The sequence below is a fragment of the Actinokineospora spheciospongiae genome (genome assembly GCF_003182415.1).
GTDB lineage: Bacteria > Actinomycetota > Actinomycetes > Mycobacteriales > Pseudonocardiaceae > Actinokineospora > Actinokineospora spheciospongiae.
Window position 1 is genome coordinate 449801 of record NZ_QHCP01000001.1, and the last position, 21333, is coordinate 471133.

19 protein-coding genes are annotated in these 21333 nt (G+C 72.4%); 7 read left to right on the forward strand and 12 right to left on the reverse strand.

The window, feature by feature from the left end; translation table 11 throughout:
* Window positions 1-481: 481 nt before the first annotated feature.
* Entirely contained in the window at window positions 482-1567 is a 1086-nt protein-coding gene (locus DFQ13_RS01890; RefSeq protein WP_063935925.1) for a glycoside hydrolase family 43 protein, read from the forward strand.
* 45 nt (window positions 1568-1612) lie between these two features.
* On the opposite strand, the gene DFQ13_RS01895 is transcribed toward DFQ13_RS01890, so the two are convergent.
* The 3 genes from DFQ13_RS01895 to DFQ13_RS01905 are packed head-to-tail and all read right to left on the reverse strand — an operon-like array spanning window position 1613 to window position 4217.
* Window positions 1613-2278 (reverse strand): methionine ABC transporter permease, encoded by a 666-nt coding sequence (locus DFQ13_RS01895; RefSeq protein WP_110078570.1) that lies wholly within the window; start codon window positions 2276-2278, stop codon window positions 1613-1615.
* Window positions 2278-3285: a methionine ABC transporter ATP-binding protein gene (locus DFQ13_RS01900; RefSeq protein ID WP_110078571.1), complete on the reverse strand. Its 1008-nt coding sequence runs from the start codon at window positions 3283-3285 to the stop codon at window positions 2278-2280. Before DFQ13_RS01900 ends, DFQ13_RS01895 begins: the two co-directional genes overlap by 1 nt.
* Window positions 3282-4217, reverse strand: coding sequence for a MetQ/NlpA family ABC transporter substrate-binding protein (locus DFQ13_RS01905; RefSeq protein ID WP_110078572.1), 936 nt, complete (start codon window positions 4215-4217; stop codon window positions 3282-3284). Before DFQ13_RS01905 ends, DFQ13_RS01900 begins: the two co-directional genes overlap by 4 nt.
* 260 nt (window positions 4218-4477) lie before the next feature.
* Here DFQ13_RS01905 and DFQ13_RS01910 point away from each other — a divergent pair, with 260 nt between their 5' ends.
* Window positions 4478-4867, forward strand: coding sequence for a hypothetical protein (locus DFQ13_RS01910; protein WP_110078573.1), 390 nt, complete (start codon window positions 4478-4480; stop codon window positions 4865-4867).
* 26 nt (window positions 4868-4893) lie between these two features.
* On the opposite strand, the gene DFQ13_RS01915 is transcribed toward DFQ13_RS01910, so the two are convergent.
* Window positions 4894-5382, reverse strand: a complete 489-nt coding sequence (locus tag DFQ13_RS01915; RefSeq protein WP_110078574.1) for an FBP domain-containing protein — start codon at window positions 5380-5382, stop codon at window positions 4894-4896.
* A 71-nt stretch (window positions 5383-5453) separates the two neighbouring features.
* On the opposite strand from DFQ13_RS01915, the gene DFQ13_RS01920 reads away from it, so the two are divergent.
* On the forward strand, window positions 5454-6026 hold the full coding sequence (locus tag DFQ13_RS01920; protein WP_035281501.1) for a TetR/AcrR family transcriptional regulator: 573 nt from the start codon (window positions 5454-5456) through the stop codon (window positions 6024-6026).
* Window positions 6027-6054: 28 nt separating this feature from the next.
* Entirely contained in the window at window positions 6055-6489 is a 435-nt protein-coding gene (locus tag DFQ13_RS01925; RefSeq protein WP_035281500.1) for a nitroreductase family deazaflavin-dependent oxidoreductase, read from the forward strand.
* Window positions 6490-6550: 61 nt separating this feature from the next.
* Here DFQ13_RS01925 and DFQ13_RS01930 read toward each other — a convergent pair whose 3' ends face one another.
* Window positions 6551-9793: a penicillin acylase family protein gene (locus tag DFQ13_RS01930; RefSeq protein WP_052021017.1), complete on the reverse strand. Its 3243-nt coding sequence runs from the start codon at window positions 9791-9793 to the stop codon at window positions 6551-6553.
* A 231-nt stretch (window positions 9794-10024) separates the two neighbouring features.
* Here DFQ13_RS01930 and DFQ13_RS01935 point away from each other — a divergent pair, with 231 nt between their 5' ends.
* Entirely contained in the window at window positions 10025-10414 is a 390-nt protein-coding gene (locus tag DFQ13_RS01935) for a hypothetical protein (protein WP_035281498.1), read from the forward strand.
* Between the two features lie 15 nt (window positions 10415-10429).
* On the opposite strand, the gene DFQ13_RS01940 is transcribed toward DFQ13_RS01935, so the two are convergent.
* Genes DFQ13_RS01940 through DFQ13_RS01960 form a run of 5 tightly spaced genes read right to left on the reverse strand, consistent with a single transcriptional unit; the run spans window position 10430 to window position 14912 of the window.
* The gene (locus DFQ13_RS01940) at window positions 10430-11143 is read right to left on the reverse strand and encodes an ABC transporter ATP-binding protein (protein ID WP_035281496.1); all 714 of its coding nucleotides are present in this window, start codon (window positions 11141-11143) and stop codon (window positions 10430-10432) included.
* The gene (locus DFQ13_RS01945) at window positions 11140-11850 is read right to left on the reverse strand and encodes an ABC transporter ATP-binding protein (protein ID WP_110078575.1); all 711 of its coding nucleotides are present in this window, start codon (window positions 11848-11850) and stop codon (window positions 11140-11142) included. The genes DFQ13_RS01940 and DFQ13_RS01945 overlap by 4 nt, the downstream gene beginning before the upstream one ends.
* Entirely contained in the window at window positions 11847-12812 is a 966-nt protein-coding gene (locus tag DFQ13_RS01950) for a branched-chain amino acid ABC transporter permease (RefSeq protein ID WP_110078576.1), read from the reverse strand. Before DFQ13_RS01950 ends, DFQ13_RS01945 begins: the two co-directional genes overlap by 4 nt.
* A 1-nt stretch (window position 12813) precedes the next feature.
* The gene (locus DFQ13_RS01955) at window positions 12814-13674 is read right to left on the reverse strand and encodes a branched-chain amino acid ABC transporter permease (RefSeq protein WP_035281490.1); all 861 of its coding nucleotides are present in this window, start codon (window positions 13672-13674) and stop codon (window positions 12814-12816) included.
* Complete coding sequence (locus DFQ13_RS01960) at window positions 13671-14912, reverse strand: ABC transporter substrate-binding protein (RefSeq protein WP_110078577.1); 1242 nt, start codon at window positions 14910-14912, stop codon at window positions 13671-13673. The genes DFQ13_RS01955 and DFQ13_RS01960 overlap by 4 nt, the downstream gene beginning before the upstream one ends.
* 215 nt (window positions 14913-15127) lie before the next feature.
* On the opposite strand from DFQ13_RS01960, the gene DFQ13_RS01965 reads away from it, so the two are divergent.
* A complete protein-coding gene (locus DFQ13_RS01965) occupies window positions 15128-15961 on the forward strand; it encodes an alpha/beta hydrolase (protein ID WP_110078578.1) in 834 nt (277 codons plus the stop codon).
* Between the two features lie 557 nt (window positions 15962-16518).
* On the opposite strand, the gene DFQ13_RS01970 is transcribed toward DFQ13_RS01965, so the two are convergent.
* Window positions 16519-18195, reverse strand: a complete 1677-nt coding sequence (locus tag DFQ13_RS01970) for a glycerol-3-phosphate dehydrogenase/oxidase (protein WP_110078579.1) — start codon at window positions 18193-18195, stop codon at window positions 16519-16521.
* An 86-nt stretch (window positions 18196-18281) separates the two neighbouring features.
* Between DFQ13_RS01970 and DFQ13_RS01975 the strand changes: the two genes are divergently transcribed.
* Window positions 18282-19064: an IclR family transcriptional regulator gene (locus DFQ13_RS01975; protein ID WP_110078580.1), complete on the forward strand. Its 783-nt coding sequence runs from the start codon at window positions 18282-18284 to the stop codon at window positions 19062-19064.
* Window positions 19065-19074: 10 nt separating this feature from the next.
* On the opposite strand, the gene DFQ13_RS35460 is transcribed toward DFQ13_RS01975, so the two are convergent.
* The gene (locus tag DFQ13_RS35460) at window positions 19075-21309 is read right to left on the reverse strand and encodes an ATP-binding protein (RefSeq protein ID WP_110078581.1); all 2235 of its coding nucleotides are present in this window, start codon (window positions 21307-21309) and stop codon (window positions 19075-19077) included.
* Window positions 21310-21333 lie beyond the last annotated feature (24 nt).

Here is a 21333-nt window from a genome sequence, read left to right on the forward strand (position 1 = left end):
TCTGGGGCGGGGTTGGCGGCTTTGGTTCCCGCGCGGTCTTTCGCTGGGGCCCGGCTCAGGGTTGGGGTTTTGGTGGGTCCCGGCTCAGTCCGGTTGTTTGGTGGTGGTGCCCGGGTGGGTGGATGTGTTTGGCCGGGGCCCCTATGGCGATCATGTGCTCCAGTGTGACCGGGTGGGGCTGAAAAGATGCCCCACCGCCCAGGCAGGCTGTCACATGATCGCCACCCCCGGCCAAACACATCCACCCACCCGGGCATATCCGTAGCCGGGGCGGCGGTTCTCGGGGTGGCCAGCCTGCGTTCAGGACATCCACCCACCCGGGCATTTCGGCAGCCGGGCTGGTGGCTGGCTGGCGCTGTGCGAGCTTGGCTGGCCGGGGGATCGGTCGGGTGGAAGGCTTTCCCCACGTGGAGATGGGGTGTTACTTTCGATTCATCGAGCCGCAGGGACAACGGCTTTCCGGCGATCCGGAGGAGTGCCCGTGCGCCCCGTTCACCCCTTCCTGCACACCATCGCAGCCGCCCTGGTCCTGACCGCCGCTGTGCTGCTGAGCCCCGTCGCCGCCGCCGAACCGGACCCGGCGTGGTCCACGCGGGGGCAGATCGGGTTGCGCGCCGCCGATCCGAGCGTGATCCGCGTCGGGGGCACCTACATCTCGGTGCAGTCGGCGGCGGGCACCATCCAGGTCCGCCAGGCCCCCTCGCCCGACGCGCTCGCCGGGGCTCCCGCGCGCCAGGTCTGGGCCGACACCGGGAACCTGGGTTCGGTGTGGGCGCCGGAGATCGTGCACGACGGTGGCCGCTACTACATCTACTTCTCCGCGGGCAACGACGCCGCGCACCGCATGTACGCCATCAGTTCAGCTTCCCCGGACAGCGGCTACTCCACGCACCGGCGGCTCGCCCTGCCGGGGGACCGGTGGGCCATCGACGGCACGATGTTCGTCTTCGCGGGGCAGCGCTACTTCGTCTGGTCCGGGTGGGAGGGCACCACCAATGTCGAGCAGAACCTCTACCTGGCCCGCATGTCCGACCCGTTCACCCCGGTCGGCGACCGCCACGTCATCTCCCAGCCGCGTGAGCCGTGGGAGCGCGTGGTGGGCAACCCGTTCATCAACGAGTCCCCCGAGGCCATCAAGGACCCGAACGGCCAACTGCACATCGTCTACTCCGCCAACGGGAGCTGGAGCGACCAGTACTGCCTCGCGGACCTGCGCCTGCGCGCGGGCGGCGACCCCACTTACGTCTGGGACTGGTACAAGTCCAACGGGTGCCTCTTCGGTTCCAACCGGGCCACCATGATGTCGGGCTGGGACCCCACGCTGTCGGTCAACGGCCCCGGGCACCACACCTTCGTCCTCCTCGACGGTGACATCGCCACCAGCCCACCGGCCGGACCCCGGTTCCCGTTGGTGTTCCACGCGGTCCCCAAGGGCACCCCGTACACCTGGGACAACCGCCAGTGGTACAGCGGCAGCTTCTGCTGGTGGGGTGGCACCACCTACCGGCGGGCGAACGTCCCCGGGCCCACCGCCGACACCGGCTGGGGCTTGAAGTTCTTCGAGTAGGCGCCGGGGGCGCCACCGGAGGTCCGGCGGCGCCCCCGGGCGGGGTCAGCCGCGCCGCAGGACGCGGCGGGCGAGGCGGTTGCCGGTGAACTGGGCGACCTGCACCAGCACCACGATGATCGCCACCGCCACGCCGGTCACCGCCCAGTCGAACCGCTGGTAGCCGTACACGATGGCGAAGTCGCCCAGGCCGCCGCCGCCGATGGCGCCCGCCACCGCGGACATGTCGACAACGGCGACGAAGACGAACGTGTAGCCCAGGATGAGCGGGCCCAGCGCCTCCGGCACCAGCAGCGTGGTGACGATCCGCCACGGGGAGGCGCCCATCGCCCTGGCCGCCTCGATGACGCCGGGGTCGATGGTGACCAGGTTCTGCTCGACGATGCGGGAGATGCCGAAGGTGGCCGCGGCGATCAGCGCGAACGTGGCCGCCCCGGTGCCGAGCTGGGTGCCGACCACCGCGATGGTGACCGGGCCGATCGCGGTGATGAAGATGATGAACGGGATCGGCCGCACGATGTTGACCACCACGTTGAGCACCGTGTGCACCACCCGGTTCGGCACGATCCCGCCCGCCCGGGTGACGTAGAGCGCGATGCCCAGCAGCAACCCGAGGAAACCGCCGACCACCAGCGTGGCCGCGACCATCCACAGCGTCTGCCCCACCGAGTCCAGCAGGACCGGCCAGAGGGTGTTCCAGTCCGTCGCCATCAGCCCAGCTCCTCGACCTCGGTGACCGCGCGCAGCCCGGCGACCACCGCCGCGACCCCGGCGTCCGCCCCCACCAGCTCCAGCGTCAGGCTGCCGAACGACGCCGCGCCCAGCTCCTTCACGCCGCCGTGCACCACCTCGAACCGCACCCCGTGCCGCCCGGCGTCCGACAGCACGGCGCCGACCCGGCTGCCGTCGCGGACCTGGGCGGTGACCAGCGTGCCGGGGTGGCGCTCCCGGAGCCGGGCCAGGCCGTCGGCGTCCGGGCGGGCGCGCAGCACGGTCTCCACGAACCGCTTGGTGGTGCGCTCCCTCGGGGCGGTGAAGACCTCGTGCAGGGTGCCGTGCTCGACCACCCGGCCGGACTCCAGCACCGCGACCCGGTCGGCGATCTCGCGGACCACCTCCATCTCGTGGGTGATCACCACGATGGTCACCCCGAACTCGGTGTTCACCCGCTTGAGCAGGCGCAGCACCTCCGCGGTGGTCTCCGGGTCGAGCGCGGAGGTCGCCTCGTCGGCGAGCAGGACGCGAGGGTTGGTGGCCAGCGCCCTGGCGATGCCGACCCGCTGCTTCTGCCCGCCGGAGAGCTGGTCGGGGTACTGCCACGCCTTGTCGGCGAGGCCGACGAAGTGCAGCAGCTCGGTGACCCGCCGCTCCCGGTCCGCCTTGGCCCAGCCCGCGACCCGCAGCGGGTAGGCGACATTGCCGAAGACCGTGCGCGAGCGCAGCAGGTTGAACTGCTGGAACACCATGCCGATGCCCAGCCGCACCTCGCGCAGGCCGCGCTCGGACAGCGTGGTGAGGTCCACGCCGTCGACCAGCACCGACCCGGACGTCACCTTCTCCAGGGCGTTGACCAGCCGCACCAGCGTGCTCTTGCCCGCCCCGGAGTGCCCGATGACCGCGAACACCTCGCCCGCCTCGACGGCCAGGTCGATCCCGTCGAGCACCGGGGGGCCGCCGAAGGACTTGGTGACGCCGCGGAACTCGATCAGCGGGCTCACTTCTTCGCGCGGATGGTCTCGGACAGCCGGGCCAGGATCGCCCGCAGGTCCGCCACCGGCCGGTCCACCAGCACCGACGTGCCCTTGGACTCCGCCTGCACCTGCTCGGCGACGCGCTTGTCCTTGTAGATCCGGGCGACCTCGGCGTAGGTCGGGTCGTCCTTGTCGGCGTCGCGGGCCACGATCGCGTTGATGTAGGGCTCGGCGGTCGGGTCCTTCGGGTCGTCGCCGAACAGCGCCTTCGACGGGTCGAGGCCGCCGTTGAGCGCGAAGTTGTTGTTCACGACCGCGCCGTCCACGCTGGCCAGGGCGTTGACCGTCTGCGCCGCGTCGACCGGGGTCGCGGTCACCCTGGAGGCGGCGGTGTCGATCTCAGCGGGCGTCGACAGCACCGTGCCGCCGCCCTTGAGCACGACCAGCCCGGCCTTCTGGAGCACCAGCAGCGCCCGCGCCTGGTTGGTCGGGTCGTTCGGGATGGCCACCGAGCCGCCCTGCGGGATGTCGGTGACCGCGGCGTGCTTCTTCGAGTACAGCGACAGCGGCACCACGTAGGTCGACGCGATCGGCGTCAGGTCCGCGTCGTTGGCGACGTCGTAGTTCGCCAGGAACAGCAGGTGCTGGAACAGGTTCAGGTCGATCTGCCCCTGCGCCAGCGCCGGGTTCGCCTGGGTGTAGTCGCTGAAGTTGACCACCTCCAGGGTGATCCCGCGCTCGGCGGCCAACTGCTTGAACGTCGCCCAGTACGGCGACCCCGCCTCGGTCGTGCCGATCCGCACCGTCCGGCCCGCCGCCGGTTCGTCCCCGCCCCGGGTGAGGTACACCACCAGACCCACGACGACGACCACGACCAGCACCGCGGCACCGATGAGCACACCCCGGTTCCGCTGGGGCCGCGGTGGCAGCACCAACCCGGAACCCGTTTCCTCAGCCATGACACCCTCTCGTCCTCCGGCGGTGGTCCACCGCCGGAGGACACCCTGCGGCAGCCGCCGCGCGGCGGCCAAACCGTTCCGCAGAGCGAGCCGATTGGCGTTCCCGGTGCCACCCGTGATAGGCGGCGCTGCCGGAGTGGCCACTGTGGAGCCCCGGGTGGTCGGTCGGGCGGAGCGGATCGGCGAGGCCGGAACGGACGGGGACAAAACGGACAGTTCGTGCGTTGAGGGGGTGACAGCGACCCCGACGAGAGGACCCGATGAGCTTCTTCGACATGATCAAGGACAAGGCCACGCAGATCATCGGTGACGCCACCGGCCAGGCCACCGACCTGGCGGGCGGCGCCACCGACGCGGTCTCGGGCGCCACCGGCCAGGCCCAGGAGTTCGTCGGTGCCGCGACCGACCAGGCGACCGGGTTCGCGGGCACCGCGACGGATCAGGCGTCCGAGTTCGCCGGGACCGCGACTGACCAGGCCACCGAGTTCGCGGGGAGCGCGACCGAGCAGGCGTCCGGGTTCACGGGCGCGGCCACCGAGCAGGCCGAGGGCGCGGTGCAGTCCGGGCAGGGCTTCCTCGGCCAGGCGCAGGAGGCGGTGTCGGACCCCGGCGCGGCCGCCCAGGGCCTGCTCGGCCGGTTCTTCAACTGATCCGCCCGATCACGGTCGGGGCGGGGTCACCCGGTCACCTTGGCCAGGAACGCGGCCAGGTTCGCCACGGTCCGCTCGACCTTCGCCTCGACCGCGATCGACTCGTTCAGCCGCGCCCCCGGACCCGCGTCCTTCAACCCCCGCAGGTACAGCGAGCAGGCGAGGTCGCTGCACACGTACGTGCCCACCGAGTTGCCCTGCTTCCCGGCCGCACCCGCCTTCGGCGCGACCATCAGTGAGACGCCGCTGATCGGGGAGGTCAGGCACATCGAGCACATGGTGCGGCGGGTTTGGCCGGTGGAACTGGGGCAGCGCAGCGCGAGGGCCTGGGTGCGGCCGTCCAGTTCGGCGACGAGGTAGGCGCGGACAGGGGACCGGGGGTCGCGCCAGCCCAGGTAGTCCAGGTCGTCCCAGGGCTGTTCGCGCAGGTCGTGGGGCACGTGCAGGCGCTTCGCCTCGCCCTTGGAGCAGTTCACGAAGGCGGCACGGATCTCGGTCTCGGTCAGCGGCTTCACGGGAAGCACGCTAAGTTGCCTATAAGGTTTAGGCAAATCAATAATGGACGATGGCAAGTAGGCTGGGGGTTATGGCACGGGCGGGACTGACCACGGAACGGGTGACCCTGGCGGGGGCGGAGCTGGCCGACGAGGTCGGCTTCGAGCAGGTCACCGTCTCGGCGCTGGCCCGGCGGTTCGACGTCAAGGTGGCCAGCCTGTACTCGCACGTCAAGGGCTCGCACGACCTCAAGACCAGGATCGCCCTGCTCGCCCTGGCCGAACTCGCCGACCGGGCGTCGGACTCGGTGGCGGGCCGGGCAGGCAAGGACGCCCTGACGGCGCTGGCGAACACCTACCGCGACTACGCCCGCGAACACCCCGGCCGCTACGCCGCGACCCGGCTTCGGCTCGACCCGGAGACGGCCGCCGCCAGCGCGGGCGGCAAGCACTCACAGCTCACGCGGGCCATCCTGCGCGGCTACGACCTGCCCGAGCCGGACCGCACCCACGCGGTCCGGCTCCTGGGCAGCGTCTTCCACGGCTTCGCCAGCCTGGACGCGGCGGGTTCGTTCGACCACAGCGCCCCCGACGCGGCGCAGAGCTGGCCCCGCATCCTCGACGCCCTCGACGCGCTGCTGCGCAACTGGCCCCCGGCGGAATAGTGACTCTCCGCGCCGGGTTGACCCCGGCATGGTCGAAAACACCGCCGAGTTCAGCCCGACGCCCTGGGTCCAGGACCAGACGAAGCAGATCCTCGAGACCGGGACGACGGAGGGCCTGCAGGTCCTCGGGTCGCCGATCGTGCTGCTGACCCTGCGCGGCGCGAAGTCCGGCAGGCTGCGCTACACCCCGGTGATGCGCGTGGAGCACGAGGGCCGCTACGCCGTGGTCGCCTCCAAGGGCGGCGCCGAGGAGCACCCCGTCTGGTACCACAACATCAAGGCGCACCCGGAGTTCACGCTCCAGGACGGCACGGTGACCAAGGAGTACGCCGCCCGCGAGGTCGACGGCGAGGAGCGCGCGCAGTGGTGGGAGCGCGCGGTCGCGGCGTTCCCGTCCTACGCCGAGTACCAGACGAAGACCGACCGCCAGATCCCCGTGTTCGTCCTCGACCCCAAGTCCTGACGCCCCGACGACGAAGACCGGGGCCTCCGTGTGGAGACCCCGGTCTTCTCGCGTGCTGTGGTTACTTCGCGTAGACCTCGAACTCGTACAGCGAGTACCCGTACCGGGTGCCCCGGGACACGCCCTGCATCCGCACGTACCGGGCGTCGGTGGCGGCGAACGCGGCGACGTCGGTCCCGCCGTCACCCGCCGTCGTCGACCACGCGTCGCGCCAGGACGTGCCGTCGGTCGACACCTGGATGCGGTAGGACTTGCCGTAGGACGCCTCCCACTTGAGCACCGCCCGCGACACCGACCGGGTCGAGCCCAGGTCGACGGTCAGCCACTGGTTGTCGTTCCAGTCGCTGGCCCACCGGGTGCCGGTGTTGCCGTCGACGGCGTTGCGCGGCGGGGAGTTGAACAGGCCGCGCTCGTAGCTCGACGCGGTGGCCGTGGCGCCCGCGCTGAGGTTGGCGACCTGGTCGCCCCGGTGCGCCGGGAATTCCACGACCTGCTGGAACGTCGGCCGGTTCTGCCAGCCGATGGTGTCCTGGGTGATGCCGCCGAGTGCGCTGTGGATGATCGAGTCCGCGCACCACTGGTCGCCCGCCGCGCAGTTCCCGTCACCGGGGTAGACCTGCGTGGCCGGGGTGGCGGCGGCCTGCTTGAGCGTGTCCAGCAGCACCTGCCTGCACCTGGCCAGGTCGCCGTCGCCGCAGAACCGCTTGCCCAGCGGGGCCTGCACATTGTCGCCGAGCACGGCCCGCAGGTCCTTGTGCACGAAGCCCCACCAGCCGCCCTGGAACGCCGAACCGCGGTGGCTGTTGTTGTACGACGGCGTCTCGTCGACCTTCTGCCTGCGGGTCAGCTCGGTGTACGCCGCCTCGCCCAGGCCGGGCTGGAACTCGCCCTTGACCAGCAGCGGCCACCACGCGTCGAGCACCTTGATCGCGTTGGCGTTGGCGTAGGTCTTGCTGCCCTGCGCGGTCGCGGTGCGCTTGCCGCCCGAGGCCACCCACTGCTTCAACTCGGCCACCGCCGCCGCGGTGTCCGCGTCGCCGTCGCCGATGACCCGGAACACCTCCGGCAGCACCTTCTCCGCGCGCAGGTCGACCAGCGCCGCCTCGGCCATGGCCTGCACCAGGTTGACCCGGTCGACCTGACCGCCGTTGCTGATCAGCTTCTTGACCCGCGCGTCGAGCAGGTCGCCGCGGTGCACCGACTGCCGGTCAAGGCCCGACGACGCCGTGCCCGGGGCCTGGCCGTTGTTCCAGGAGATCAGGTAGTCCTGGTTCACGACGTTCGGGTGCGCCTCGGCGGGCACGTAGTCGGCGCGGTTGGTCGCCGGGTCCCAATTCACCCAGTCGAAGCCCGCGTTCGCCCGGACCGGCATCCCGGGGTCGACGTTGGCCTGCCGGACCGGCTGGAGGCCGGAGTTGTAGTAGGCGATGTCCTTGGAGTCGGCGTAGAACCAGTTGAAGTTGTAGGTGACGTGCGAGGCGGCGCGCTGGAAGTCCGCCGCCGAGGTGATCGCGTCCGGGTCGTTGAACTCCTGGAAGCCGATCACCGTGTCCAGCTCGTGCTGGTAGGTCGAGCGCAGCGTGGTGTAGGCGACGGGCTTGCCGCCGACGGTCGCGCGGCTGGCCACCGGGCCGTACTTGGTCCGGTAGGAGCGCAGCGTGTAGGACCCGGCAGGGGTGGTGCTGCCGATGGACGTGGTCCAGGCGTTCTTGCGCTCCACGACCTCCATCGGGGTGCAGACGCCGCGCAGCATGTAGCTGTTGCTGTCCTTGGTCACCGGGCTGCCGTCGGTGCTGCACAGGTCGACGGCGTAGGTGTCGGTGATGTCCTGCCCGGAGCTGGTGGCGCTCCAGGAGTAGTCCTGGCCGCGGCCGAGCAGGACGTAGAAGCTGATGCCCGCGAACGAGGCACCGCGGGCGCTGATCCCCGGTCCCTGCAACTCCTGGAGCATGAGCATCTGCGGTGCGAAGTACCCGGTCTGCGGGCCGAACACGGCCACCGGGTTGCCGCTCTTGGTGTGCGCGCCGGAGACCAGCAGCGCGTTGGACATGCCGTGCTTGTCGGACAGCAGGTTGCCGGGCAGCACGCCGTCGTCGAGGGCGCCGCGCGCGGCCTCCAGGTTGGGCTTGCCGTCGCGGGTGGTGGGGGAGGCCCCGGTCGGCTTGGCCACGTCCTTGCTCGCGGTGGCCGGGGTCGCCGCACCCGCCCGGTCGAACACCAGCGGCTGCGGGGTCACCGAACCCTTGTCCGGCAGCGCTTCGCCCTGCGGGTTCGCCGGTCGCTTGGCGTACGGGAAGTTCTGTCCGTTGTGGATGGTCTGGATGTGCTCCGGGTCGTCCTCGGAGCGCATGGTCTGCCAGACCCGCTCGCCCTCCACGACGCCGTAGCGCTCCTGCAACGCCAGCTTGGCGATCGCGGACTGCACCTCACCACCGCCGCCGCCACCGAACTGCGAACCGATCACCGAGGCGATCACGGCGAGGTCGGTCAGCTTGAACGGCTCGATCTTGCCCCGGTTGGTGATGGCGTCGATGTGCCCGAGCAGCACGTACTCACCGGGGAAGTACCGGCCGTTGTAGGCCTCGGTGATGTACTGGTTGACGCCGTCGAGGTAGGAGCGGGCGTCGGCGATGGCGACCTGACCGCGCGGGCTCGCCGCCGCGGCCTCGTCAACCTGCCGCTGCAACTCCTCCTCGGTGTACGGCGCGTCGGCGAAGAACCCCTGCTCCAGCGACTGGTTGGAGGCGGCGCCACCCGCGAACGGGGTCAGTTGCCCGCGCCCGACCCGGCGCAGCACGTCCATCAGGAACAACCGGTCCTGCGCGGCGGCGTACCCGGCGCCGAAGGTGGTCCCGGACCGGGTGGTGCCGTAGATGTGCGGGACCCCGGTCGCCTTGTCCCGGATGATCGTCACGTCCGCCCGCGGCTTCTTCGTGCTCTCCACCTGGTCCGGCGCCACGCCGAAGGAGGAGTCGTTGAAGAAGGCGTTGATCTTCTCTGTGGTCAGCCCGCCGTACCCCTGCGCGAGCGCGTCGTACTTGCCGATCTGGTCGTCGAAGTGCTTGGGCCGGGTGCCGAACGCCTTGTTCGCCAGGATCTCGGCGACCGTCGCGCTGCCGTTCTGCCCCGGCGGCACGATGTCACCGCACTGCCCGAGGCAGTAGTCACCCTGCGCGAACCCGGCCCCCCGGGGCGGCAGGGGAGCCTGCTCCCCGGCGGCCGACCCCTGCACCGCCACCACCGCGGCGGCGGTCACGGCGACCGCGGCCACCGCACCCGTCAGGTACCGGGAACGTCGTCCCATGCCCAACCCCTCTCACTCCAGTGTGACGAGCGGTGAGGCTACCGCCGGGCCCGGAACTTATGAAGGGCTTCACATTTCGCACCGGCGAGGTTGGTCCATCGGTGCAGTCGGAACGCGGCGAAACTGGCGCAGGGTGACAAAACCCGGTCTCCTTTCGGCCGGTCAGGTGGCTTCTGGCAGGGTGGTCCGACCGGAGCCGCCCGACACGCCCCGGGGAACGGGGGAGCAGCGGTGAATCCCCGCCACCAGCGCCTCAACCCCAACCTGATCGTCGGCCGCAGGGCCCGCGCGGTCCTGGGGGTCGTGGACACCACCGGCGACCTCCTCGCCCTCCAATTCGTGTTCGAAGACGCGACCTCAGCCGTCTTCACCATCTGGACCGACTGGACCCTGGTACTCGACACCCGCCCGGACGACGGGGTCCCGGACTACTTCTGGCCCCCCGAGGACCACGCCCAACGGCCGCTGGGCATCGAGATCCCCCCGGGAGGACTGGAAATCCTGTCGGTCGCCGCCCGCACCAACGACTTCGGCGAATTGGCGGGCGCCGACATCACGGCGGGCGACCACCTCATCTCACTGCGCACGTTCGCGGGCGACCTGGCGCTGGGCATCGAGTAGGGCAGGGACGAGGTCTCACGCCGTCGTGCCCAGGTAGGCATCGGAAACAGCCGTGTCGCTGAGCAATTCCGGCACCGGCCCGGACGCGGTCACCTGCCCGTGGGCCAGCACGTACGCGGTGGCGCACAGAGCACGCACCAGCCGGACGTTCTGCTCCACCAGAACCAGCGCTGTCCCGTCGCGAGCGATGTCGGCGAGGACCGCCCCCACCTCGTCCACCGCCACCGGCGACAACCCACTGGAAGGTTCGTCGAGCAGCAGCAGCCTGGGGGCGGACATCAGTGCGCGGGCGATGGCCACCGTCTGCTGCTGCCCGCCGCTGAGCCTGCCCGCCGGTTCGGCGCGGCGGGTGGCGACCCAGCCGAAGCGGTCGTAGGTGTCGCGCAGGCGGGTGCGGCGGGTGGCGCGGCCGGTGCCGTAGGCGCCCAGTAGGAGGTTGTCCTCGATGGACATGTTGGGGAACAGCCTGCGGTTCTCCGGGCACAGCGCGATGCCCGCCCGGACCAGGGCGCCGGTGTCGAAGCCGGTGACGTCCGCGCCGTCGAAGGTGATGCGGCCCGACTGCCGGGGGGCGCGGGCCAGGATGCCCAGCAGGGTGCTGGTCTTGCCCGCGCCGTTGGCGCCGAGGACACCGGTGACGGTGCCCGCGGCGGCGGTGAGCGACACCCCGCGCACGGCGGTGGTGGGCCCGAAGGTGATGGTGAGGTCGTGCACGTCCAGCACGGTCATGCCTCCCCGAGGTAGGAGGCGATGACCGCCTCGTCGGACCGGATCTGCGCGGGGGTGCCCGAGGCGAGCACCGCGCCCGCCGCCATCACCAGGACGGTGTCGGCCAGCGGCATCAGGAACTGCATGTTGTGGTCGACCACGACCACCGCGACGCCGAGTTCGCCCGCCGCGCGCCGCACCGCGGCGGCCAGGGCGGCGGCCTCGGTGCCGTCCATGCCGACGGCGGGTTCGTCGAGCAGCAGCACCCTCGGACCGGTGGCCAGCGCCAGGGCGATCATCGCCAGCCGCTGCGCCGCGCTGGTCAGGCTCGCGCCCGGCCGGTCCAGCGCGTCGCCCAGGCCGAGCAGGTTCGCGATCTGCTCGTCCGGCCAGCCGGGGCGCCCGCGCCGTTCGCCGTGGGCCAGGCGCAGGGCCTCCCGCAGGGTCCACGTGCCGAACAGGCGGGTGGTCTGGAAGGTGCGCGCGATGCCCGCCGACACCGCCCTGTGCGCGCCCCGGCCGGACGCGGTGCGCCCGTCCAGGGTGACTGTGCCCGAGGTGGGGTCGTGGGTGCCCGCGAGCACCCCGAGCAGCGTGGTCTTGCCCGACCCGTTGGGCCCGATCAGCCCCAGCACCTGCCCGGCGTCCAGGGTGAACGACACCCCGTCGACCGCGGCCACCCCGCCGAACCGCTTCACCACGTCCTCGACGACCAGCAGCGCGCTCACGCCACCGCCCCCTCTCCCCGAACCGACCGATCCGCCCGACCCGTCCGGGCCGCGCGCACCCGCCGCGCCAGTGCCGACACCCCGCCGAGCACGCCCTCCGGGGCGAGCAGGGTGACGAGGATGAACAGCACGCCCAGCACGATCTGGCTCACCCCCGGCCCGAGCGTGAGCAACTGCGTCAACCCGATGACCACCGCCGCGCCCACGGCGGGGCCGAGCAGCCTGCCCGCACCGCCGAGGCCCAGCGCCACGAACATCAGGAAGCTCTGCCCGAAGGTGAACTGCGACGGGGCGACCACGCCGTTGTACTGCCCGAACAGCACTCCCGCCCACGCCGCCGCGCCCGCCGAGCACACCATCGCCAGCAGCTTGACCCGGGAGGTCGGCACGCCGACGTGCTGGGCCAGGTCCTCGTCGGCACGGATGGCGCGCAGCCGGTCGCCGAACCGGCTGACCGAGGCCCAGTGGAACAGCGCCAGCCCCACCCCGACCGACGCGGCCAGCAGCACGACCGTCGCCTCCAGGCTGTAGCCGAGGGCCACCGGCCTGCCGTTGGGGCCGCCGGTGAGGTCGGCGGCGTTGGTGAACACCAGCGTGGCCACGGCGGTGAAGAACATGGTGCCGATGGCGAAGTACTGCCCGCGGGTGCGGCTGAACACCAGCGCCACGACCAGCCCGGCGGCCATCACCCCGGCCACCGCCAGCAGCGCGGCCACCGTCATCGGCAGCCCGGTGTCCAGCAGCACCGCCGCCAGGTACGCCCCGCCGCCGAAGAACGCCGCGTGCGCCAGGTTCGGGTACCCGCCCAACCCCTGGATCAGGTTCAGCCCGATCAGCGCGATCGTCCAGACCACCACCAGCAGCGCGACCTGCCCCTGGTCACCGCTCAACCCGGTCAGCAGCAGGTAGGCGAGCACGCTCAACCCCACCGCGCTGCCCAGCGCCGTCACGTGCGCGCGCATCTCAGGCCACCCTTCTCGCGTTCGTGCTGCGCAGCCCGCCGGGGCGCAGCACGAGGATCGACACCAGCAGCAGGAACCCGAAGGCGCTCTGGTAGGCCGGGCTCAGGTAGGCGGAGCCCAGCCCCTCGACCACGCCGAGGACCAGCCCGCCCGCGACCGCCCCCCACACGCTGCCCAGGCCGCCCAGCACGACCACGACGAACGCGCTGAGCAGCACCTCGTCGGCCATGTACGGCGAGACCTGGAACGTCGGGGCGTAGGCGATCGCGGCGACCCCGCCGAGTACCCCGGCGATGAGGAACGCCAGCGCGTACTGCCTGCGCATCGGGATGCCGAGGATCGCCGCGGCCTCCCGGTCCTGGGCCACCGCACGCATGGCCCGGCCCAGCGACGTGCGCGACAGCAGCAGGTGCAGCGCCAGCAGCGACACCACCGCGAGCACCACCAGCGCCGCCTTCACCCCCGACAGCGACACCCCGCCCAGGCGCAGCAGCACCCGGTCGTACGGGGTGTCCAGGGACCGGCCCTCGCCGCCGTAGAGGCGCAGTGCGACGTTCTGCAGGATCAGCATCAGCCCGAGCGCCACGGCGGGCGCGGCGGCGGGCCGGTCGATGATCCACCGGTAGGCCAGCACCTCGGTCAGCACCGACACCAGCGCCCCGCAGGCGATGCCCGCCAGGGCGGCGAGCGCGAACGGCAGCCCCGCCGCGCTCGCCGACCAGGTGGTGTACGCCGAGAGCACGATGACCCCGGCGTGGGCGAAGTTCGGCACCTCCATCACCCCGTAGACCAGGGTGAGGCCGACAGCGACCACCGCGAACAGGCAGCCGAGGAACACCCCGTTGACCAGGACCTGGCTCATCCGCAGGTCTCCTGCGGGAAGGTCGGGTCGACCACGGCGTCGTCCTTGACGTCGAACACCATGGCGCTGCGCAGCGTGTCCTGGCCGGGGCACCACGCGGTGACCTCGGAGGCGGTGCGGGCGTTGCGGTCGGTGAACAGCCTGCCGCCGTCGCCGGGGAGCCAGCCGCTGACCGTCCCCTGTGGAACGTCGATCTCCTTGAGCGCCTGCTCGATCTTCGCCGGGTCGGAGACGGTGTCGGCCTTGGTCATCGCGGCGGCCACGATGAACGGGAAGTCGTGCGCCCACATGGTCAGGTCCTGCGGGTACTCGTCGTAGCGCTGCTGGTAGTCCTTGGCGAACGCCTGCGCCGCCGGGTCCTGCGAGGTGGTGGGCAGGGTGCCCGCGCAGTCGTAATTGTCCTTCATGATGGAGTCGTACTGCGCGCCCAGGATCGCCTTGGCCTGGTTGGGGTTCACGCCCGCGCTGTGGATGACCGGCCCGGTGTAGCCGGACTGCCGCAACTGCTTGAGCACGGGCAGGATCACGGCGGTGACGCTGGACAGGTAGACCGCGTCGGGCTTGGCGGCCACGGCGGCGCTGATCGCGTTGCTGTAGTCGGTGGAGCTGAGCGGGAACTCGCTGTTCGCCGCGATCCGCACGCCCTCGGCCTGCGCGGACTTCGTCACGAGCTGGGTCAGGCCCTCGCCGTAGGGCTCGCCCTTGGCGGTGATCACCGAGATGCTGGTGGTGCCCAGCTTGCGCTTGGCGTAGTACAGGCAGCCCGGCACGTAGGTGGGGGAGGCGCCGCGGGTGAGGAACAGGTGGTCGCTGAGCCCGAGGATGCCGGGGTGGCTGGAGTCGAGCATGTTCACCATCGGCACCGGCTGGCGCTGCAACTGCGGTACGTAGGTGTCCGACCCCAGGCCGTAGGCGATCACGGGGACCTTCTGCGACTGCACCAGTTCGCGCAGCGCGGTCACGCCGGTGGTGGCGGCATCGGAGCGGTCGTCGGCGTAGCTGATCTCGAGCGTGCGCTTGCGCCCGCCGACGGTGAAGCCGGTGCGGTTGAGTTCCTCGACGCCCATCTGCAACGCGTTCTTCTGCGCCGGGCCGAGGGTGGCGTAGATGCCGGACAGCGACAGGATCGCGCCGACCTTGACCACGTCGCTGTCGGGGGAACCGCTGGGCGAGCCGCAGGCGGTGGTGGCGGTGAGCACGGCCGCGGCCATCAGCGCCGCTGCTGATCTGGAGCGCATGGGGGAGTCCTTCGTGCCTGGGTGTCCTGAGTGGAGACCGGCGGTGGTGAGGTGCTGAGAACTGTAGGTGCGAAACTCGGCGTTCACAAGAACGAAGTTCGACAATGTCGAATCTCAGGTTCGTTGTTCGACAATGCCGGATCGGCTACGGTGGCGGAACTCGCCGCCGTCGGCCAGGTCCCCGGCGGCCCACCCGTCCCCCGGAGGAACCGACGATGTTCACCTTCCCCAGCGCCGACGGCCTGACCGTGCACGTCGAGGAGTGGCGGCCCACCGGCCCGGTGCGCGGTGTCGTGCAGCTCGCGCACGGCATGGGCGAGCACTCCGCGCGCTACGCCCACCTTGCCGAGCTGCTGGCCGGTCTCGGTTGCGCCGTGTACGCCAACGACCACCGCGGCCACGGCCGAACCATGGTGGCCGCACCCGGCGACCTCGGCGAAGCGGGCTGGGACGGACTGGTCGCGGACGTGGTCGCGCTGACCCGATTGCTGCGCGAGCGCCACCCCGGCCTGCCGCTGGTGCTGCTGGGCCACAGCATGGGCTCCTTCGCCGCCCAGCAGTACCTGCTCGACCACGCCGACCTGCTCGACGCGGTCGCCCTGTCCGGCACCACCGCCCTCGACCTGCTGGCCACCACGATCGCCGAGGGCGGCCTGACGGTCTACAACGCCGAGTTCGAACCCGCCCGCACCGAATTCGACTGGCTCAGCCGCGACGAGTCCCAAGTGGACACCTACCTCGCCGACCCGCTGTGCGGCTTCTCCCTCGACGAGCGCGGCCTCGCGGGCATGTACGCGGGCGCCGAACGCGCGATCACGCCCACCGGCATCCGCCCCGACCTCCCGCTGTACGTCATGGTCGGCGACCGCGACCCCCTCAACCGGAAACTGGCCCTGTCCGACACCCTGGTCCAGCGCTACCGCGACGCCGGCCTGGTCGACATCACCTACCGCACCTACCCCGGCGCCCGCCACGAACTCCTCAACGAGACCAACCGCGACGAGGTCGAGGCCGACCTCGCCTCCTGGCTCACCCGCGTCACCGGCTGACCACCCGGGGTGGCCGTCACCCGACGGCCACCCCGGGGCGATTCGGCCCGGCCGCACCCCCGGCGCAGCAGCCCAATCAGCCACCCCGAAAACCGGCGGCCCGGCGAGCGAATACCCGGGTGGGTGGATGCGCTTGCCCAGCCGACCACCCCGAGAACCGCCGGCCCGGCGAGCGAATACCCGGGTGGGCGAATGCGCTTGTCCAGCCGACCACCCCCGCAACCGCCGGCCCGACCAAGCAACTGCCCGGGTGGGTGGATGTGTTTGGCCGGGGGTGGCGATCATGTGACAGCCTGCCTGGGCGGTGGGGCATCTTTTCAGCCCCACCTGACGCACTGGAGCACATGATCGCCATAGGGGCCCCGGCCAAACACATCCACCCAGCCGGGCACACCCACAAACGACCGGGCTCGAAAGCTGAGCACATCCACCCAGGCACCACCACCAAACGACCGGGCCCTAAAAACGGTGCACGGCCGAGCACACCCACCCGGACGCACACCCACGCAAAGACCGGGCTTCCAGGACTCGGACCGGCCACCCCCCAGGGCCAAGCCTCAGGCCGACTGCAACGCCGCCGCGGCGGACTCGTCGTCGGGCTGCTCCTGCGCCTTGCGCTCGGCGCGCACCCCCGCCCGGTATGCCTCGGCCTCGGCGGCAGCCCGATTCGCGTCCCAGCCGAGCACCGGGGCGATCAGGTGCGCGGTGAGCTGCGCGGAGTCCACCCCCCGGTCAGCCGACTCGATGGCCACCCGCACCCGGCGGGCGAGCACGTCACCCACATCCCGCGCCCCCTCCGCCGCAGCGGCGTACACCAGCTCAGCCCGCAGGTACGCGTCGCTGCTCGGCAGGGGTTCGGCGAGCGCCGGGTCGGCCGCGATCAGTTCCAGCACCTCGCCGATCAACGAACCGTGCCTGCCCAGCAGGCGTTCCACCTGCTCGACGGTCAACCCGTGCTCGCGCGCCACGGCGTCCCGCCGGTTCCACAGCCCGGCATGGCCGTCCGCCCCGAGCAGCGGCACCTCGGCGGTGACCGACGCGGGCACCAACCCGAGCCCGCGCACCGCCTCGTCCACCGCGTCGGCGGCCATCACCCGGTAGGTCGTGTACTTCCCGCCCGCGACCACCGTCAACCCCGGGACGGGGGTGCCCACCACGTGTTCGCGCGACAGCTTCGCCGTCCGCTCGTCGCTGCCCGCCAGCAGTGGTCGCAGCCCGGCGTAGACGCCTTCGACGTCGTCGGGGGTCAGCGGGTCGACCAGGACCCGGTTGACCTGCTCCAGCAGGTACGCCACGTCGGCCGCGCTGGCGGCGGGGTGTTCCTTGTCCAGGTCCCACGGGGTGTCGGTGGTGCCGACGATCCACTGCCTGCCCCACGGGATCACGAACAGCACGCTCTTGTCCGTGCGCAGGATCAGCCCGCTGGTGGAGTCGATGCGTTCGCGCGGCACCAGCAGGTGCACCCCCTTCGACGCCCGGACCCGCACGCTGCTCGCGGCGGCGAGGGCCTGCGTCTCCTCGCTCCACACCCCGGTCGCGCTGATCACCCGCTTGGCCCGGACCTCGGTGCGCTCCCCGGTCTCCCCGTCCACCACCACCGCGCCGACGACGCGTTCGCCGTCGCGCAGGTAGTCCACGACCCGCGCCCGGTTCACCGCCAGCGCGCCGTGGGCGGCGGCGGTGCGCACCAGCGCCAGCGTGTGCCGGGCGTCGTCGACCTGGGCGTCCCAGTAGCGCACGGCGCCGACCAGGGCGTCCGGGGAGAGTCCGGGGGCCGCGGCGAGCGCGCCGCGGCGGGTCAGGTGCCGGTGGCGCGGGGTGCCGGGGTGGCCCGCGGCCATCGCGTCGTAGAGCAGGATGCCTGCGCCGACGTACGGGCGCTCCCAGCCGCGGTGGGTCAGCGGGTAGAGGAACGGGACCGGCCGCACCAGGTGCGGGGCCAGGCGGGTGAGCAGCAGGCCGCGCTCGCGCAGCGCTTCGCGCACCAGGCCGAAGTCGAGCATCTCCAGGTAGCGCAGGCCGCCGTGGATGAGCTTGCTGGCCCGGCTGGAGGTGCCCGCCGCCCAGTCGTCTGCCTCGACCAGGCCGGTGCGCAGGCCGCGGGTGGCGGCGTCCAGCGCCGCGCCCGCCCCCACCACCCCGCCGCCGACCACGAGGACGTCCAGCCCGGGGGCGGCGGCGAGTTCGCGCAGCGCGCGGGTCCTGGCCTCGGGGGAGAGGGGTGCGGGACGCATGGCGGCTCCTCGACGTACGGGCGCGGATCGGCTTGACTGAACACAGTATGACAATGTCGAACACGGTACCGGCAAGGGGAGGGTGGATGCCAGGGAGAATCCAGTCGGTCGAGCGGGCGGCTGCGGTCCTGCGGCTGCTGGCCGCGGGGCCGCGCGGGCTGGGCGTCGGCGAGGTGGCCCGCGCGCTGCGGTTGCCCAAGGGGACGGTCCACGGGATTCTCCAGGCGTTGCAGCACGTGGGGTTCGTCGAGCAGGACCGCGCGGGTGGCGAGTACCGCCTCGGCGCCACCCTGCTGCACCTGGGCACCAGCTACCTCGACGGCAACGAACTGCGCACCCGCGCCCTCAACCGGGCCGACTCCCTGGCCTCCCGGACGCGGGAGAGCGTCCGCATCGGAGCCCCGCACGAGGGCCGGGTGCTGGTCGTGCACCACGTCTTCCGCCCCGACGACAGCCTCCAGGTGCTGGAGGTCGGCGCCCTGCTGCCCGCCCACGCCTGCGCCCTCGGCAAGGTCCTGCTCGCCTTCGACCTGCGCGGCGCCCCGGCCCTGGACGAGCTGCCGCTGCCCCGCTGCACCCCGCGCACCCGCACCACCCGCGCCGACCTCACCGCCGACCTGGAACTGGTGCGCGCCCGCGGCTGGGCCACCGACGTCGGCGAACTGGTCGACGGCGAGGCGGGCGTCGCCGCCCCCGTCCGCGACGACCGCGGCGCGGTCGTCGGCGCGGTCGGCCTGTGCGGTGCGGTCGAGCGGGTGTGCGCCCCCGACGGGACACCGCGCGCCGCCCTGGTCTCCGCGGTCCGCGACTCGGCGCGCGCCATCTCCCGCACCCTGGGCTTCACCGGGTTCCCCCCGGACCGGGGGTGACCCGGCCCGGTCACCGGTCGCGGGCGGCGATCCAGGCGGCGATCTGGGTGCGCCGGGTGAAGCCCAGCTTGGTCAGGACGTGCTGCACGTGCGTCTCCGCCGTGCGCGGGGACATCACCAGCCTCGCCGCGATGTCCCGGTTGGACAGCCCCTCGGCCACCAGCACCGCGATCTCGTGCTCCCGGCGCGTCAGCCCGGAGCGGTCGCGGGTCGGGGCGGGGGCCAGCGCGCAGCGCACCGCCTGCTCGAAGGACAGGGCCCGACCGGTGGCCACCGCCTGGTCGAACCGGTCGTGGCCGAGCCCGTCGCGGGCCATCGCCCAGTGGTCGAAGTGCGGCACGGCCAGTGAGCCCGCCTGCTCCGGGGAGGTGCCCACCGCCTCCCACAGCGTGGCGGCGGCGCCGAAGAGCAGGCCCGCGTGGGCGTGCTCGCCCTGGCGGGCGTGCACCCAGGCCAGGGCCTCCACCTGGTGGGCGGTGCCGAACCGGTTGCCCAGCAGCAGGTCCGCCGCGATCCCGGCCCTGGCCGCGCGGGCGGCGGTGCCCGCGTCGCCGTAGAGGACCTCGACCACCGCCTGGCCGTAGTGGGCCATGGCCAGGTAGTACGGGTCGACCACGTCGGCGGCCAGGTCGGCGAGCAGGGTGCGCGCGGTGTCGAGGTCACCGAGGACGGCGGTGCACACGCCGTGAATCCAGCGCGGGTGCGGTCGGTGCCGGGCGGGGGCGTCGCGGGCGGCCCGCCGGGCCAGGTCGGCCGCGCCCGCGAAGTCCCGGCGCAGCATCGCCCCGAGCGCCCGGACGTAGGTGACGTGGGCGCGTCCCGGCGCGTCGGCGATGGTCTCGGCCTCGTCGAGGCGGGCAGAGGCGACCGGGACGTCGTACTGCCAGAGCGCGTACAGGGCGCTGACGCTGAGCGCCTTGGCCCGGGCGGGGTGGGCGGGCGCCGCCGCCAGGGCGCGGTCGAGCCACATCCGCGCCTCGGCGTTGCGGCCGTGCAGCGTCCAGTGCTCGTCGACCCGGGCGGCCATGGCCAGGGCCGCCCCGGCCTCCCCTGGCTCGGTCAGCGACCAGTGCAGGGCCGCGCGCAGGTTGGCCTGCTCGCGGTGCAGCCGGTCCGCCCACCGCACCTGGTCCGGGCCGAGCCAGGCGGCGTCGGCCTCGGCGGTGAGCCGGTCGAAGGCGTCCCGGTGGCGGCGGGACACCTCGGTCAGCTCCCCGGCCTCGCGCAACCGCTCCTGCCCGTACTCGCGCAGCACCTCCAGCACCCGGTAGCGGGCCGTCGGCGCACCCGGCCGGTCGTCGCGCACCAGCACCGACTTGTCCAGCAGGGCGTCCACCAACCCGAGCACGTCGTCCGCGCCCACCCCGGGCCCGGCGCACACGTACTCGGCGGCCCCCAGCTCGAAGGAACCCGCGAACACCGACAGCCGCCGCCACACCGCCCGCTCCGCCGCCGTGCACAGCCCGTGGCTCCAGTCGAGGGTGGCGCGCAGGGTCCGCTGGCGCTCGGGAGCCGTGCGCGGCCCACTGCCCAACGGCGACCCGCCCGCCACCAACCGATCGGCGATCTGCCCCGGCGACAGCGCCCGCACCCGCGCCGCCGCCAACTCCACGGCCAGCGGCACCCCGTCCAGGTGCGCGCACAGCCGCACCACGTCGTCCACGTTGCCCGGGGTCAACCGGAACGACGGCACGACCGCCCGCACCCGGTCGACGAACAACACCACCGCGTCGTACCCGGCCGCCTCCGCGAGCACCGTCCCCCGCTCGGGCACGGCCAACGGCGGCACCGGCAGCACCCGCTCCCCACCCACCCCCAACGACTGCCTGCTGGTGGCCAGCACCACCACCCCCGGGCACCTGTCCAGGACCCGCTGCGCGAACCGCGCGCACGCCTCGACGAGGTGTTCGCAGTTGTCCAGGACCAGCAGCAGCTCCCGCCCGCGAAGGTGGTCCAGCACGGTGTCCTCGACCGCTTCCCCCGGCCGGTGGTGCAGCCCCAACCGATCGGCGACCAGGTTCGGCAGCAGCCCGGGATCGCGCAACTCGGCCAGCCCGACGAACACCGCCGCACCGGGGTACCCGGCCAGCACGTGCCCGGCCAGCCTGGTCTTGCCGACACCACCGGGGCCGGTGAGCGTGGTCAGCCTGCCGGTGCCGAGCGCGTCCCGGACCCGCGCGTCCTCCCGGCCGCGCCCGACGAAACTGGTGTTCGCCAGGGGCGGCGCAGCCTCATCCGGTGCCACGCCGCCCGATGGTAGCCGTCCCGG